Origin of the sequence: Clavibacter sp. VKM Ac-2873, assembly GCF_015351075.1 — a bacterium.
Classification (GTDB): domain Bacteria; phylum Actinomycetota; class Actinomycetes; order Actinomycetales; family Microbacteriaceae; genus Clavibacter.
In genome coordinates this window covers 1-15,471 of sequence record NZ_JADKRS010000006.1, presented here as the reverse complement: position 1 = coordinate 15,471, position 15,471 = coordinate 1, and the positions used below count along the sequence as shown (strand labels likewise).

15 protein-coding genes are annotated in these 15,471 nt (G+C 73.4%); all 15 read right to left on the bottom strand.

What is annotated here, in order from left to right; translation table 11 throughout:
• Nucleotides 1-24: 24 nt before the first annotated feature.
• Nucleotides 25-768: a (d)CMP kinase gene (cmk, locus tag ITJ44_RS14785; protein WP_228495188.1), complete on the bottom strand. Its 744-nt coding sequence runs from the start codon at nt 766-768 to the stop codon at nt 25-27.
• On the bottom strand, nt 765-1,883 hold the full coding sequence (locus ITJ44_RS14780) for a prephenate dehydrogenase (RefSeq protein ID WP_194636307.1): 1,119 nt from the start codon (nt 1,881-1,883) through the stop codon (nt 765-767). The genes cmk and ITJ44_RS14780 overlap by 4 nt, the downstream gene beginning before the upstream one ends.
• Nucleotides 1,880-2,755, bottom strand: a complete 876-nt coding sequence (locus ITJ44_RS14775; protein WP_194636306.1) for a pseudouridine synthase — start codon at nt 2,753-2,755, stop codon at nt 1,880-1,882. Before ITJ44_RS14775 ends, ITJ44_RS14780 begins: the two co-directional genes overlap by 4 nt.
• Nucleotides 2,739-3,335 carry an SMC-Scp complex subunit ScpB gene (gene scpB / locus ITJ44_RS14770; RefSeq protein WP_194636305.1) on the bottom strand — a complete coding sequence of 199 codons (597 nt, stop codon included), beginning with the start codon at nt 3,333-3,335 and terminating at the stop codon, nt 2,739-2,741. Before scpB ends, ITJ44_RS14775 begins: the two co-directional genes overlap by 17 nt.
• The gene (locus tag ITJ44_RS14765; RefSeq protein WP_194636304.1) at nt 3,325-4,194 is read right to left on the bottom strand and encodes a ScpA family protein; all 870 of its coding nucleotides are present in this window, start codon (nt 4,192-4,194) and stop codon (nt 3,325-3,327) included. The genes scpB and ITJ44_RS14765 overlap by 11 nt, the downstream gene beginning before the upstream one ends.
• Complete coding sequence (locus ITJ44_RS14760; protein WP_228495205.1) at nt 4,178-5,026, bottom strand: ParA family protein; 849 nt, start codon at nt 5,024-5,026, stop codon at nt 4,178-4,180. The genes ITJ44_RS14765 and ITJ44_RS14760 overlap by 17 nt, the downstream gene beginning before the upstream one ends.
• Nucleotides 5,027-5,133: 107 nt before the next feature.
• On the bottom strand, nt 5,134-6,120 hold the full coding sequence (xerD, locus tag ITJ44_RS14755) for a site-specific tyrosine recombinase XerD (RefSeq protein WP_194636302.1): 987 nt from the start codon (nt 6,118-6,120) through the stop codon (nt 5,134-5,136).
• Entirely contained in the window at nt 6,117-6,806 is a 690-nt protein-coding gene (locus ITJ44_RS14750; RefSeq protein ID WP_194636301.1) for an NUDIX hydrolase, read from the bottom strand. The genes xerD and ITJ44_RS14750 overlap by 4 nt, the downstream gene beginning before the upstream one ends.
• A complete protein-coding gene (locus ITJ44_RS14745) occupies nt 6,803-8,497 on the bottom strand; it encodes a CTP synthase (protein WP_194636408.1) in 1,695 nt (564 codons plus the stop codon). Before ITJ44_RS14745 ends, ITJ44_RS14750 begins: the two co-directional genes overlap by 4 nt.
• Before the next feature lie 121 nt (nt 8,498-8,618).
• The gene (recN, locus tag ITJ44_RS14740; protein WP_194636300.1) at nt 8,619-10,334 is read right to left on the bottom strand and encodes a DNA repair protein RecN; all 1,716 of its coding nucleotides are present in this window, start codon (nt 10,332-10,334) and stop codon (nt 8,619-8,621) included.
• A complete protein-coding gene (locus tag ITJ44_RS14735) occupies nt 10,327-11,244 on the bottom strand; it encodes an NAD kinase (protein WP_370551709.1) in 918 nt (305 codons plus the stop codon). Before ITJ44_RS14735 ends, recN begins: the two co-directional genes overlap by 8 nt.
• A gap of 5 nt (nt 11,245-11,249) precedes the next feature.
• A complete protein-coding gene (locus ITJ44_RS14730; protein WP_194636407.1) occupies nt 11,250-12,068 on the bottom strand; it encodes a TlyA family RNA methyltransferase in 819 nt (272 codons plus the stop codon).
• 76 nt (nt 12,069-12,144) lie between these two features.
• Nucleotides 12,145-12,354, bottom strand: coding sequence for a hypothetical protein (locus ITJ44_RS14725; RefSeq protein WP_194636416.1), 210 nt, complete (start codon nt 12,352-12,354; stop codon nt 12,145-12,147).
• 9 nt (nt 12,355-12,363) lie between these two features.
• Complete coding sequence (locus ITJ44_RS14720; RefSeq protein ID WP_194636298.1) at nt 12,364-13,404, bottom strand: HAD-IIA family hydrolase; 1,041 nt, start codon at nt 13,402-13,404, stop codon at nt 12,364-12,366.
• Nucleotides 13,394-14,308, bottom strand: coding sequence for a hypothetical protein (locus ITJ44_RS14715; protein ID WP_370551708.1), 915 nt, complete (start codon nt 14,306-14,308; stop codon nt 13,394-13,396). Before ITJ44_RS14715 ends, ITJ44_RS14720 begins: the two co-directional genes overlap by 11 nt.
• Between the last annotated feature and the right edge of the window lie 1,163 nt (nt 14,309-15,471).

Below are 15,471 nucleotides of genomic sequence, written 5' to 3'. Positions count from 1 at the left end.
GTCGGCCCGTCGCCGGGCCGCGCCTCAATCTGTTCGTGCGTGAACGAGATCGACCACCGCCTGGACGGTCTGGTCGAAGTCGATGTCCGTGGAGTCGATGGTGGTCACACCATCTGCGGCGTTCATGAAATCGACGACCTGCGAGTCGGCCCGATCCCGGGAGGCGAGTGATTCGCCGACCGCGGCTGCCGACTGGGTCGACGTCTCCGCGGAACGCCTGCTCATCCTAGCTTCCGGGGAGGCCGTCAGCAGAATGCGCACCTGGGCGTCGGGCGCGACGACGGTCGTGATGTCGCGGCCCTCGACCACGATGCCCGGCTTGTCGCTCGACGCCATGAGCGAGCGGAACAGCTCCACCATGTAGTGCCGCACCTCGGGCACGCGCGCCACGTGGCTCACGACGGCGGAGACGCGGGGCTCGCGGATCGCCTCGGTGACGTCGGTGCCGCGGACGCTCACGCGCGTGTCCTCGGGGTCGATGCCGATGTCGTAGTCGAACCCCTCGATGAGGCTCGTGACGGTGGCGGGATCCTCGGTGTCGACGCCGCTCTCCAGGGCGAACCAGCTGAGCGCGCGGTACGCGGCGCCCGTGTCCTGGTAGTCGAAGCCGAGGGCGCGCGCGGCGGCGCGGCTCACGCTCGACTTGCCGCTGCCGGCGGGGCCGTCGACGGCGACGACCGTGCGGTTGAGCGTGGCGTCCACGAGGAGCACGTCCTCCAGCGGGTCGGGTGCGGTCGGGTCGGGGGCGTTCACAGCGTCTCCGGTCATCCGGCGATCCTCCAGTCACGTTCTTCGAGCCGCGCGACCAGGCGGTCGCGGGCCTCGGGCAGCACGGCGATCTCGACGAGACCCACCTGCGCGCCCTGCGAGTGCTCGAGGCGCAGGTCCTCGATGCTGACGTCGGCGGCGCCGACGTCGCTGATCAGCGCGGCCAGCTGGCCAGGCCGGTCGTCGATCATCACTGTGATGGCGGCGAAGCGGCGGTCCTGGCCGTGCTTGCCGGGGATCCGCGCGACGCCCGCGTTGCCCGCATGGATCCGCTCGGCGACCCGGAGCCTCGCCCCCTGCGCGTCGACGTCGTCGAGCGCGTCGATGACGTCGTCGAGGTCGGTGCGGAGCGCCTTGAGGATCGGCACGACGCGGGCGGCGTTGGCGCCGAGGATCTGCACCCACAGCGCGGCGTCGCTCGAGGCGATGCGCGTGGTGTCGCGGAGCCCCTGCCCGGAGAGGCCGAGCGCGCTCGCGTCGCCGTCCGCCAGCCGGGACGCCAGCAGGCTCGCGACGACCTGCGGCACGTGCGAGACGAGCGCCACCGAGGCGTCGTGCTCCTCCGCGGTCATCTCGATCGGCACGGCACCGAGGTCGAGCACCATCTGCTCGACGAGCGCGCCCGCGGCGTACGTGATGCCGTCGTGGCCCGCGATGACCCACGGCCGGCCGAGGAAGAGGTCGCCCGTCGCGGAGACGGGTCCGCCGCGCTCGCGCCCGGCGAGCGGGTGGGAGCCCAGGTAGCGGGAGAGGTCGGCGCCGAGCGCGCGCAGCTCGTGGAGAGGCGCGGCCTTCACGCTCGCCACGTCGGTGACGAGGGCGTCGGGATGCGCGGCGAGCTCGGCCGCGACCACGCGCGCGGTCACGTCCGGCGGCACGCAGACCACGACGAGGGACGGCCGGTCGGGCACGACGGCGACGTCGGCGACGCGGCCGGCGCCCATGTCCGCGGCGAGGCGGAGCGTGGTGGGCGACGCGTCGGCCAGCACCACGTCGACCCCGCGCGCGGAGAGCCCGAGGCCGATGCTCGTGCCGAGCAGGCCCGTGCCGACGATGCGGACGGTGCCCTGCACGCGCGTGTCGGTCGCGGCGGCCGCGCCCGCGGCCTCGCTCACTCGCCGTCCTCGCGGTCCACGTCCCCCTGCGACTCGGCGTCCGCGCCGGCGCCCTGCGGGGTCGCGGGGCCGGCCTGCGCGCGGGCCTCGCGCGAGATGGTGAGCAGCTGGCCCAGCTCGTCGGAGGTGAGGTCGCGCACGCGGCCGACGCCGAGGGATCCGAGGTGCAGCGGCCCGAACTGGCGGCGCACGAGCTCCTCGACCGGGTGGCCGACCTCGTCAAGCATGCGGCGCACGATGCGGTTGCGGCCCGAGTGCAGCGTGATCTCCACGAGCGTCTGGTCGCCGCCGCCCGAGAGGATGCGCGCGCGATCCGCCTGGATCGGCCCGTCCTCGAGGTCGACCCCCTGCGTGAGGCGCTGGATCGTCTGCGGCGTGACGCGGCCGGTGACCTTCGCGATGTACGTCTTCAGCACGCCGAACGACGGGTGCGCGAGCACGTGCGCGAGGTCGCCGTCGTTGGTGAGGATCAGCAGGCCGCTCGTCTCCGCGTCGAGGCGGCCGACGTTGAAGAGGCGCTCCTCGAACTCCTCCGTGAACTCGCGGAGGTCGGGGCGGCCGCGCTCGTCGCGCAGCGAGGAGTAGATGCCGACCGGCTTGTTGAGCATGAGGTAGCGCTTGGAGGTGTCGAGCTGCACGGCCTGGTCGTCGACCGCGACCTCGTCCACGTCGGGGTCGATGCGGCGGCCGGGCTCGGTGACGACCTCGCCGTTCACGGTCACGCGGCCCGCGGCGATCATGTCCTCGCAGACGCGGCGGCTGGCGACGCCGGCGGCGGCCATCACCTTCTGCAGGCGGATGCCGGCGACGGGCTCATCCGGGTTCCAGGAGTGCGCAGGCGCGCGGTCGTCGGGCTCAGAGGAGGGGGTCATGGAAGCCTTCCGCCCCGTCGGGGAGCAACGGGGAGATCGGGGGGAGCTCGTCGAGCGAGTTGATGCCGAGCTGCGTGAGCAGGTGGTCTGTCGTACCGTAATGGATCGCGCCGGTCTCGCCGTCGGTGAAGGCCTCCGTCACGAGGCCCCGCGCGAGCAGCGTCCGCACCACCGAGTCGACGTTCACGGCGCGGATCGCGGCGACCTGGCTGCGGCTGATCGGCTGCTTGTACGCGATCACCGCGAGCGTCTCCAGGGCCGCCTGCGAGAGGCGCGTGGGGTTCTGCGTGAGCACGTGGTCGCGGATCACGGTGTCGTACTCGGGCCGCACGTACACGCGCCAGCCGCCGCCGACCTCGCGCAGCTCGAAGCCGCGCCGCACTCCCCCTGTCCTCCCGTCGAAGTCGTCGACGAGTCGCTGGATGGCGCGGCGCACCTCCTTCACGGGCGTGGAGGTGGCGGTCGCGAGCGTCGTGACGCTCTGCGGCTCGTCGGCGACCATGAGCAGCGCCTCGAGCGCGCGATCGAGGTCGAGCGGGGCGTCGGCGTCGGGCGCCGGATCCGTCGGCTCAGCTGTCATATCCGGCCCCCAGGCTCGCGAGCGCGTCGTCGGTCCAGCTCTCCGCGGTCCACGTGAGCGTGAGCTCGCCGAGCGCCTCCGGCTGGTCGAACTCGATCGCGGCCACGCGGTAGAGCTCCAGCACCGCGAGGAAGCGCGCGATGACGACGCCCGTGACCCCGGCGTCCGCGACGAGCTCCCGGAACGTCACGGGCGCCCCGCCCCGCAGCCGCGCGACGACGACGGCCGCCTGCTCGCGGATGCTCACGAGCGGCGCGTGCAGGTGGTCGAGCCCCACGGTCGGGATCTCGCGCGGCGCGAGCGCGAGGAGCGCGATGGCCGCGAGGTCCGCGGGCGACGTGGTCCACACCAGCTCCGGCACCTGCGCGCGGAACCGCTCCTCGAGCGGCACGTCGCGGAACGCGCGGCCGGACTCCGCGGCCAGCCGCTCCTGGAACCAGCTCGCCGCCTGCTTGAACGCGCGGTACTGCAGCAGCCGCGCGAACAGCAGGTCGCGCGCCTCGAGGAGCGCGACGTCCTCCGCGTCCACGAGCTCGCCCTGCGGCAGGAGCCCCACGAGCTTGAGGTCGAGCAGCGTCGCCGCGACCACGAGGAACGAGCTCGCCTCGTCGAGGTCCTCCGGCCCGTCGAGGCCGCGGATGTGCGCGATGAACTCGTTCGTGACGAGGCTGAGGCTCACCTCGGTGATGTCCATCTCGTGGCTGCCGATGAGCGACAGCAGCAGGTCGAACGGGCCCTCGAAGTTGCCGATGCTGACGCGGAAGGCGCGCTCCGGATCCGCCCGGACGACTCCTGCGGCGTCCGCGTCGGCGGCGAGCTCGCGCTCGGCCAGGGGTGCGCCCCTACGCGACGGCGCCACGCGCGATGAGCTCCCGCGCCACCTTGCGGTACGCGAGCGCGGCCGGGTGCTCGGGCGCGAACTGGATGATGGGCTTGCCCGCCACCGACGCGTCCGGGAACTTCACCGTGCGGCCGATGACGGTCTCGAGCACGCTGTCGTCGAACGCCTCGACCACGCGCTGCAGGACCTCGCGGGAGTGCAGCGTGCGCGAGTCGTACATGGTCGCGAGGATCCCGTCGAGCGCGAGCCCCGGGTTCAGCCGGTCCTTCACCTTCTCGATCGTCTCCACGAGGAGCGCGACGCCGCGGAGGGCGAAGAACTCGCACTCGAGCGGGATCAGCACGCCGTGGCTCGCCGTGAGCGCGTTGACGGTGAGGAGCCCGAGCGACGGCTGGCAGTCGATGAGGATCACGTCGTAGTCGGCGCTGACCTTGCGCAGCACGCTCGCGAGGATCTGCTCGCGCGCGACCTCGTTGACGAGGTGCACCTCCGCGGCCGACAGGTCGATGTTGGCGGGGATCACGTCGAGGCCGTCGAAGCCCGTGGTCTGGATGGCCTCGCGCGGGTCCTTCACGGTGCCGAGCAGGAGGTCGTAGATGGTGATCGCGTCGTGCGTCTGCACGCCGAGCCCGGCGGACAGCGCGCCCTGCGGGTCGAAGTCGACGGCCAGCACGCGCCGGCCGTAGCTCGCGAGCGAGGCGCCCAGGTTGATGGCGGTGGTCGTCTTGCCGACGCCGCCCTTCTGGTTGCAGAGGGAGATGATCTTCGCGGGACCGTGCCCCTGGAGCGGCTCCGGCTCGGCGAACTCGCGCAGCTCGCGACCGGTGGGTCCGAGCACGGGGACGTCCATTCCCGGGAGCTCGGTCACATCTGGCTTGCGCGTCACGTGGATCTCTCTCTGCCGCTCGTCCGACGCGGGATCCCGCCGGATCCTGCGAGTCTACCGGGGAGGGTCGCTCACGCCCGGCGGGCACGCGGGTGCGCGGTCGTGTAGACGTCGCGCAGGGTGTCGACGGTCACGCGCGTGTAGATCTGCGTGGTCGCCACCGACGAGTGGCCGAGCAGCTCCTGCACCACGCGCACGTCCGCGCCGCCCGCGATGAGGTGGGTCGCGAACGAGTGCCGGAACGTGTGGGGCGAGATCTCCTCCGTCACGCCGGCGCGCTCGGCGGCCGCCTTGATCACGAGCCACGCGTTCTGCCGGGAGAGCGCGTGGCCGCGGAGCCCGAGGAAGAGCGCCGGGGTCGCGGTGCCGCGGGCGGCGAGGATCGGGCGGACGCGCACGAGGTACGCGTCGACGGCCCGTCGGGCGAAGGATCCCACGGGCACGATGCGCTGCTTGCCGCCCTTGCCGAGCACCCGCACGAGCTCGGCCGCGGCGCCGTCGGGCCCCAGCACGTCGTCGACGGTGAGCGCCGTGATCTCGCTCACGCGCGCCCCCGTCGCGTAGAGCAGCTCGAGCAGGGCCTTGTCGCGCACCCGCAGCGGCTCGTCGCCGTCGGTGGCGTCGAGGATCCGGCCCATCGTCTCGATCGAGACGGCCTTCGGCAGGCGGCTCGGCAGCTTGGGCGGCTTCTGGTCGGCGGACACGTCGACGTCGACGATGCCCTCCTCGACCAGGAAGCGGTGGAAGCTCCGCACGCTCGACAGCATGCGCGCGAGCGACGACGCCGTGAGGCCGCCGCGCGCCGGGTCGCGGAGGCCCTGCGCGAAGCCGGCGATGTGCGCGGGGGTGGCGCCGGCCGGATCCGTGACGCCCTCCGCCTGGAGGTGCGCCGCGTAGCGCGCGAGGTCGCGGCGGTAGGCCTGGATGGTGTTGCGGGACAGGCCGCGCTCCACCTCGACGTGCCGGAGCCAGCGGTCCACGGCGCGCCGCAGGGCGACCGGGATCTCGGGGGCGGCGTCGGGCGCCGCTCCCCCGGGTCCGTCGGCCGCGTCGGTCACGAGCCGGACGCGGCTCCGCGGTCGCGGTCGCCGTCGCCGTCGCGCAGCTTCGGGTGGCGCGGCCACGGCGCGTCGGCGGCACCGAGCGTCGTCCAGCCGCGCGAGCGCGCGACGTGCGCCTGCAGCACCGCGATCACGGTCGACGGGTTCTGGATCCGCCGCTCGAGCACCGCGGTGACGACCTCGTCGAGGTCCACCCAGCGCACCTCGATGTCGGCCTCCTCGTCGGTGCGCGCGAACGCCTCCGCCGTGGGGGTCAGGCCGCGCGCGAGGTACACGCGGATCGCCTCGTCGCTGCCGCCGGGCGTCGTGTAGAACTCGGCCAGCACGCTCCACTCGGCGGCCACGAGGTCGGCCTCCTCCGCGAGCTCGCGCTGCACGGCCTGGAGCGGCGGCTCGCCCGTGATGTCGAGGAGCCCCGCCGGGATCTCCCACTCCCGCATGCGCACGGGGTGCCGGTACTGCTTGATGAGGAGCACGCGATCGCGCTCGTCGATGGCGAGCACCGCGACGGCGCCCGTGTGGTCGACGAACTCCCGCGTGATCTCGCCGCCGCCGTAGCGGAACGTCTCGCGGCGGATGTCCCAGATCTTGCCCTGGAACACCCGCTCGCTCGACGTGACGTCGTACGAGACCGCGTCGTCGTGCAGGCCGTCGGCCGGCGAGCCCGGGACGGCGTGCGTCACGCGACCGCCTCGGCGTCGTCCTCGACGAACAGCGTGCTGGCGGCCTGGCGGTCGAGCGCGGCGCGGATCAGGCCCGCGAACAGCGGGTGCGCGCGGTTCGGCCGCGACCGGAGCTCCGGGTGGGCCTGCGTGCCGATGTAGAACGGGTGCACCTCGCGCGGCAGCTCCACGTACTCGACGAGCGTGCCGTCGGGCGAGGTGCCGGAGAACACGAGGCCCGCGTCCTGGATCCTGTCGCGGTACTGGTTGTTGACCTCGTAGCGGTGGCGGTGGCGCTCGTGCGACACGGGCGCGCCGTACAGCTCGGCGGCGAGGGATCCGGGCGCGAGCGCCGCCTCGTAGAGGCCGAGGCGCATGGTGCCGCCGAGGTCGCCGCCCGCGATGATGTCGACCTGCTCCGCCATCGTCGCGACGACCGGGAACTCGCTCTCGGGGTCGAACTCGCTGGAGGACGCGCCGGCGAGGCCCGCCTCGTTGCGCGCGTACTCGATGACCATGCACTGCAGGCCGAGGCAGAGGCCCAGCACGGGGATCATGTTGTCGCGCGCGAACTTGAGCGCGCCGAGCTTGCCCTCGATGCCGCGGATCCCGAACCCGCCCGGCACGCACAGCGCGTCGAGGTCGCCGAGCTTCTTCGCGGCGCCCTCGGGCGTCTCGCACTCGTCGGACGCGACCCAGCGCAGCTTCACGCGCGCGGAGTGGGCGAACCCGCCGGCCCGCAGGGCCTCGGTCACCGAGAGGTACGCGTCGGGGAGGTCGATGTACTTGCCGACGAGACCCACCGTGACCTCGTGCTTCGGGTCGTGCACGGCGTCGAGGAGGTCGCTCCAGCCGGACCAGTCGACCGCATCCGCGGCCGGGAGGCCGAGGTGGTCGATGATGTAGCTGTCGAGGCCCTGCCCGTGCAGCATCTCGGGGATGTCGTAGATGCTCGGCACGTCGACCGCGTTCACGACGGCCCGCTCGTCCACGTCGCACATGAGCGCGATCTTCTTCTTGTTCGAGTCGGAGACGGGCCGGTCGCTGCGGAGCACGAGGGCGTCCGGCTGGATCCCGATGGAGCGCAGCGCCGCCACGGAGTGCTGCGTGGGCTTGGTCTTCTGCTCGCCGGACGCGCCCATGTACGGCACGAGCGAGACGTGCACGAAGAAGACGTTGTTCCGGCCGAGCTCGTGGCGCACCTGGCGCGCCGCCTCGATGAAGGGCTGGCTCTCGATGTCGCCGACCGTGCCGCCGATCTCGGTGATGATCACGTCGGGCTGCGGCTCATCGGAGGACTGGAGGCGCATGCGGCGCTTGATCTCGTCCGTGATGTGCGGGATGACCTGCACCGTGTCGCCGAGGTACTCGCCGCGACGCTCCTTGGCGATGACCTCGGAGTAGATCTGCCCGGTGGTCACGTTGGCCGCCTGGTCCAGCTCGATGTCGAGGAAGCGCTCGTAGTGCCCGATGTCGAGGTCGGTCTCCGCGCCGTCGTCGGTCACGAAGACCTCGCCGTGCTGGAAGGGGTTCATGGTGCCCGGATCCACGTTGAGGTAGGGATCGAGCTTCTGCATGACGACGCGCACGCCGCGCGCCGTGAGGAGGTTGCCGAGGCTGGCTGCCGTGAGGCCCTTGCCGAGCGAGGAGACGACGCCGCCGGTCACGAAGATGTGCCTGGTCGTCTTCGCCGCGCCTGTCGTGCTGGTGATGCTGTCCGTCGAGCTCGGGTCCGTGTCCGCTGAATTGATGTCCGCCACGGGCTTCCATCCTACGCGGGAAACGGGACGCCGCGACAGCCACGGCGCGCCGCGTCGGCCGCGGTCGCTGCGCTCAGCGCAGGGAGGCCGCGGTCTCCACGAGCTCGCGCGCGTGCGCCAGGCCGCTCTCGCTGTCCGGCAGGCCGGAGAGCAGGCGCGCCATCTCCTGGATCCGGGCGTCGCCCTCGAGCTGCGTAACGCTCGACGCGGTGACCTGCCCGTCGCCGCCCTTCACCACGCGCAGGTGGTTGGTCGAGAAGGCCGCGACCTGCGCGAGGTGCGTGACGACGATGACCTGCGCGCGCTCGGCCAGCCGCGCCAGCCGCCGCCCGATCTCGATCGCCGCCGCGCCGCCGACGCCCGCGTCGACCTCGTCGAACACGAACGTGGGAACGGGGTCGTCGCCCGCCACCACGACCTCGATGGCGAGCATGACGCGCGACAGCTCGCCGCCGGACGCCCCGCGGCCGAGCGGGCGCGCCTCGGCGCCCGCGTGCGGACGCAGCAGGATCTCGACCCGGTCGGCGCCGGACAGCGCGGGCTCCTCGCGTGGCGACACCCGCACATCGAGGGACGCGTCGGCCATGGCCAGGGCGCCGAGCTCGGTCGTGACCGCCGCGGCCAGCCGCGCACCGGCCTCCTCGCGCACCGCGGTGACGCGGGCGCCCAGCTCCCCGACGAGCTGCTCGTCCCGCTCCACCTCGACGCGCAGCAGGTCGATGCGGTCGGTGTCGCCGTCGAGCTCCAGCAGGCGCGCGCTGCCCGTGTCGAGGAACGCGAGCGCGTCCTCCACCGTGGGCCCGTGGGCGCGCGTGAGGGCCGCGAGCTCGGCGCGGCGGTCCTGGAGCGTCTCGAGCTCGCGGGCGCCGTCGGCGTCGAGGCCCGCGAGGTAGCCGGACAGCTGGACGGCGATCTCCGACACGAGGATCCGCGCGCTGTCCAGCGACTCGATGATCTCGGCGAGGCCGGGATCGTGCGCGGCGACCCGGTCGAGGCGGCGGTGCGCGGTGTCAAGCACGGACGCGGCGTCGGCCATCTCGCCGGACGCGTCCTCGGACGACATGAGCTCGTGGGCGGCGGACGCGGCGGCGCGCAGGTCCTCCAGGTTGGTGAGGCGGTTGATGCGCTCGCGCAGCTCCTCGTCCTCGCCGGGCTGCGGGGCCACGGCCTCGATCGCGTCGATGGCTGCGCGCAGCTCCTCGGCCTCGCGCGTGCGGGCGTCCTGCTCGGCGACCAGGCGGTCGAGCTCCGCGCGCGCGGCCTGCCAGCGGCGGAACACCTCCTGGTACTCGCCGAGCACGGGCGCGAGCGCGGATCCGGCGAACCGGTCGAGCGCCTGCCGCTGCGCCGTGGAGGACCGCAGCCGCATCTGATCGGACTGCCCGTGCACGACGACGAGCTGCTCGCCGATCTCCGTGAGCAGCGCAGCCGGCGCGCCGCGGCCTCCGACCGACGCGCGGCTGCGGCCCTCCGACGAGAGCTGCCGGGTGACGATGAGCTCGCCCCGCGTGCCGTCGCCGAACGGGTCGACGTCTCCCCCGGCGTCGCGCACCCGCTCGGGCACGGGGCCGTCGGCCGCGATGATCCAGCGGCCCTCGACGACCGCGCGCTCGCTCCCCTGCCGCACGGCGCCCGAGTCGGCGCGCGCGCCGAGCAGGAGCCCGAGGGCGGTGACGACCATGGTCTTGCCCGCGCCGGTCTCGCCGGTGACGGCCGTGAAGCCCGGCCCGAGCGGCAGCGTGGCGTGGCCGATCACCCCGAGGTCGCGGATGGTGATCTCCTCAATCACGGTCGACGGGCCCCCTCCAGCCGGTGACCGGCAGCTCGAACTTGTTCACCAGGCGGTCGGTGAACGGCGACTGCTTGAGGCGCGCGAGGCGCACCGGGATGGCGGAGCGTCGCGCCTCGACGCGGGCGCCCGGCGGCATGTCGCGCGTGCGGCGTCCGTCGCACCAGAGCACGCCGGAACCGGAGGTGCGGCTGAGCACCTCGACGGCGACCGTGGACTCCGGGCCGACGACGAGCGAGCGGGCGAAGAGCGTGTGCGGGCTGAGCGGCACCACGAGCATGGCCTCGAGGCTCGGCCACACGATGGGGCCGCCCGCCGAGAACGCGTACGCGGTGGATCCCGTGGGCGTCGAGACGACCATGCCGTCGCACCCGTAGGAGGCGAGCGGGCGCCCGTCGATCTCGACGACGACCTCGAGCATGCGCTCGCGGCTGGCCTTCTCGACGGTCGCCTCGTTGAGGGCCCAGGTGCGGTAGACGATGTCGGCGCCGACCTTGAGCGTGACGTCGAGCGTCATGCGCTCCTCGACCGTGTAGTCGCGGTCGAGCACGCGGCGCACGGTGGCCGTGAGGTCCTCCCGCTCGCTCTCGGCCAGGAAGCCCACGTGCCCGAGGTTCACGCCGAGGAGCGGGACGGAGGTGCCCCGCACGATCTCGGCCGAGCGCAGGATCGTGCCGTCGCCGCCCAAGACGATGACGATCTCGAGGTCCGCCGTCTGCACGTCCTCGCCGAGCACGGCGACACCGTGCATGTCGGGCGCGAAGGGCAGGATGTCGGCCTTCTCGTCGGCCGTGAGCACCAGGTGCACGTCGGCCTCGGCCAGCTGCGCGCACACGCTGAGCGCCGCGTCGATGGAGTCGCGCCGTCCCGTGTGGGACACGACCAGGATGTGCCTCGCGGGTCCAGCCACTTCGCTCACGCTCCTGTGATCTCGTTCGACGTCGATCTCCATTGTGTCGGATTGCTCCCCGCGCGACCGCTGAACCAGGCGAGGTACTCGTGGTTCCCGGCGCCGCCGACGATCGGGGAGGAGACGAGGCCGGCCGTGCCGAGCCCTGCGTCCCACGCGGCCCAGAGCACGCGCATGACGGCGTCGTCCCGGAGGCCGGGGTCGTGCACGATGCCCTCGCGGATCCCCGTGCGCCCCACCTCGAACTGCGGCTTGATCAGCAGCACGACGTCCGCCCCGTCCGCGGCGGTGCGCGCGATCGCCGGCAGCACGAGCCCCAGCGAGATGAACGAGAGGTCGCCGACCACGAGCGCCGGCCGCTCCCCCGCGAGCCCGTCGGGCGTCACGCCGGCGAGCGACTCCGGCGTCAGGTCGCGCACGTTGAACCCCTCGACGACGTCCACGCGCGGGTCCTCCCGGATGAGCGGATCCAGCTGCCCGTGGCCCACGTCGAGGGCGACGACGCGGCGCGCACCCCGCTCCAGCAGCACCTGCGTGAAGCCGCCGGTGGACGCGCCGACGTCGAGCGCCAGCCGCCCGGCCACCTCGACCTCGCAGAACGCGTCGAGCGCGCCGATGAGCTTGTGGGCGCCGCGGCTCACGTAGGAGTCGGTGCCGGCGACCTCGACGACGGATCCGGGCATCACGCGGAAGGACGCCTTGACGACCCCGCGCCCGTCGACCGTGACGAGACCGTCGGCGATGAGCCGGGCCGCGTGCGTGCGCGAGCGCGCGAGGCCGAGGGCGGGGAGGGCGGCGTCGAGGCGCAGGTCCCCGCCGAGCACCGCCTCGGGCGCCGGCTCGGGCGCGTCGGCGGGCGCTGACGTGGACGCGGACGCAGACGCGGATCCGTCCACGCGGTCAGCCACGCGCCGCGGCCCCGTCGCCGCCTTCGAGCCGCGTGCGCAGCTCGTCGTGCAGCAGCGCGAACGCGGCCGCGCGGTCGCCGAGCGGCTGCTCCTCGATGAGCTGCAGCCGGGAGACCAGCTCCTCGGCGACGTCGCGGTCCGCATCGGGCGCCATCCCCGAAGCGGGTGCCGCTCGAGCGGTGTCGTCCGGGTCGTCGCTCACGCCGTCACGCTACGCCCGCCCGGCGTCGCCGGCGCCGGCCGCGACGTAGAGCGACTCCTGCACGTCCAGGCCGTAGATCGGCCGGCCCGAGTTCCAGATGACGGCGCACGCGGCGCGGAGCGTGTCGATGGTGGATCCGCCGTCCTTGACGACCTCCACGCGGTCGCCCGCGATGCGCACGGACGACTTCCCGACCGTCGCCACGCGACCCTCCTGCGAGAACCGCGTCTCCGGATACGGCTCGTGCAGCTGCCCGAGGTGCTCGAGGATGAACGTCGGCCGCTGGTCCTCCTCGGCGGCGAGGAGCTGCTTCGCCCGGTCGATCCCGGTCAGCACGTGGACGGACGCCATGCCGGCGCGCGTCGCCCCGAGGATGTCGGTGTCCAGCCGGTCGCCGAGGAACACGGGGCGCTGCGCGCCGAAGCGCTCGCGGGCCACGTCGAAGATCGGCGTCTCCGGCTTGCCCGCGACCACGGGCAGGCGCCCGACGGCCGTGTGCACGGCCGAGACGAGCGTGCCGTTGCCGGGCGCGATGCCGCGCGCGACGGGGATGGTCCAGTCGGTGTTGGTCGCGACCCACACGACGTCCGGATCGGCCAGCGCGAACGCCGCCTCGGCGAGCTGGGTCCAGCCCACCTCCGGCGCGAAGCCCTGCACGACCGCCGCCGGGCTGTCCTCCGTCGAGCGCGTGACGACGTAGCCGGCCTTCTCGAGCTCGTGGACGAGGCCGTCGCCGCCGACCACGAGCACGGTGGATCCGGCGGGCACGCGGTCCGCGAGCAGGCGCAGGGCGGCCTGCGGCGACGTGACGACGTCATCCGGCGCGACCGTCAACCCGAGGGAGCTGAGGTGCTCGGCCACCGACGCGTCCGTGCGCGAGGCGTTGTTGGTGATGTAGCCCAGCCGGATCCCCGCGCCGGCCGCGCGGTTCAGCGCGTCGACGGCGTGGGGGATGCTGTCGGGCCCGGCGTACACGACGCCGTCGAGGTCCGCGAGGATCACGTCGACGCCGTCCAGCGGGGCGCTCCCCTTCGAAGCCCTAGCGAACATCGCGGTCCGCATCCCCGGCGTCGATCGCGTCCGCTGCGGCGGGCGTCTCGGCGAATGCCTCGGCCGCGGCGCCGCTCCGGTCGGCGGGGAGCTCCTCGTCGACGTCGAGCTCCTCGTCGACGTCGAGCTCTTCGTCGACGTCGATGGCGATGTCCGCGCTGTCCCCGTCCTCGCTCGGCGGGCTCGGCTCGCCGACTGCCTCAGGAGCGTCGGATGCGGGGGACGGGCCGTCCGCCTCCCCGTCCTCCACCTCGAGCTCCTCTTCGACGACCTCGACCATGTCGTCCCAGCCCTCATCGGGATCCGCGAAGGCCGCCTCGGCCGCGTCGGCGCGCTGACGCCAGGCCTCCGCCTCCCCCGCGCGGCCGAGCTCCTCGAGCACCTCCGCGTAGGCGTGGAAGAGGTCAGCGCTGTAGGAGTAGGCGATGTCCCGGTTCAGCTGGGCGATCGACAGCTCGTCGAGGGCCGCCTCGGTCTGGCCCAGGTCGAGCCGGGCGCCGGACATGGCGATCGCGAGCGCGACCTGCTCCGCGGCCGGGAGGGTCTCCTTCGGCACGGAGCGGCCCAGCTCCAGCGCCTTGTCCGGGCGCCCCTGACCGCGCTCGCTGTCGACCATGAGGGCCAGCTGGTCGTCCTTTCCGGAGATGCGCCGGTAGGTCCGCAGCTCGCGCAGCGCGAGCGCGTAGTCGCCCACGGCATACGCGGTGATGGCGAGGGACTCCCGGACCACGGCGATGCGCCCTGCCCGACGCGCCGCCGAGGTGGCGTGCCGGTGCGCGAGCTCGGGATCCTCCTCGATCAGTCGGGCGGCCATCACGAGGTGCTGCGCGACGCCCTCGGCGTTGTCCTTGCTCAGCGTCTTCAGCTCGTTGCGGGCGACGCGGTCGAGGTCACCCGGTGTCACGTCCTCGGGGATCTCGGGATCCTCGTGACGGGGACGGACCGAGCGCAGCTCGCGCGCACGCAGCTGCTCCTCCGTCAGGGCCTCCTCGTAGCGCGGGGCATCTCGATCGTTCCGTGCCGGTCGGCCGTCCCGGGTCCAGAGCTTGTCCCCGTCACGCGGCGGTCGAGCGCCTCCACGTCCGGCATCACGGCCACCGGAATCCCGGCCACCGGAATCCCGGCCACCGTCCTTGGACCACGGCTTCCGCTCCCCGTCCCTGGCCGGCCGCGGCGCGCCCGACCCGCCATCTCGCGACCAGGGCTTGCGTTCCCCGTCACGCTGCGGCCGGGAAGTCGCACCGCCGTCCTTCGACCAGGGCTTGCGCTCTCCATCTCGAGCCGGACGAGCCGGGCCGGCACCGCCACCGTCCTTGGACCAGGGCTTGCGCTCCCCATCCCGAGCGGGACGAGCCTGTCCGGAACCATCACGCGACCAGGGCTTGCGCTCCCCATCCCGAGCGGGACGAGCCTGTCCGGAACCATCACGCGACCAGGGCTTGCGCTCTCCATCCCGCTGCGGCCGACCGGCGGAAGCACCCGCGTCCTTGGACCAGGGCTTGCGCTCACCATCACGAGCCGGGCGGTCGCCCCCGGCGGCACGCGCACCGGAGGAGCGCCCGCCTTCACGGGGCCCCCGAGGCGCACCCGCGGAACCGCGCTCGTACGGCGGCTTGCCGACCTCACGTCCACCCGGCGAGTGCGACGATCCGCGGTCCTGGCCCTCGGGCCGGCTGTCTCGGTCGGATGAGTCGCTCACTGTGCTCCTGTCGGCCGCGAAGGCCAGATGATGTCTGTGGTGTTGTGGGTGTCGCCGAAGTCAGGTCCCAGGCTAACCGGTGCCGTCCTCCGTGCGCAGCCGACCGGCTTCCGGGATGGTCCTGGTCGCGCACCGCTCATCGGCGGGCCGGGCGGCCACCGCCATGTCAGGGCATGGACGCATAGCCGCACGCGACGCCGCGCGAGGTGCGGCCCGCCCGTCCCCGCCACGATGGCGGAGACGCCGACCGAGCCCGAACACCCCGCCGTGGAGGATCGCCCGGGACGACTCGGCCGTTAACGCAGGAAGGCCCGCCGCACGATGTGCGACGGGCCTCCCCGATCATTCTCAAGTTAAGTCCGGCGGTG

Excerpts from the sequence above, each read along its gene's own strand:
- ITJ44_RS14760 (WP_228495205.1), bottom strand. The coding sequence starts at position 5,026 with ATGGACGTCCCCGTGCTCGGACCCACCGGTCGCGAGCTGCGCGAGTTC.
- ITJ44_RS14720 (WP_194636298.1), bottom strand. The coding sequence starts at position 13,404 with ATGTTCGCTAGGGCTTCGAAGGGGAGCGCCCCGCTGGACGGCGTCGAC.
- cmk (WP_228495188.1), bottom strand. The coding sequence starts at position 768 with ATGACCGGAGACGCTGTGAACGCCCCCGACCCGACCGCACCCGACCCG.
- scpB (WP_194636305.1), bottom strand. The coding sequence starts at position 3,335 with ATGACAGCTGAGCCGACGGATCCGGCGCCCGACGCCGACGCCCCGCTC.
- ITJ44_RS14775 (WP_194636306.1), bottom strand. The coding sequence starts at position 2,755 with ATGACCCCCTCCTCTGAGCCCGACGACCGCGCGCCTGCGCACTCCTGG.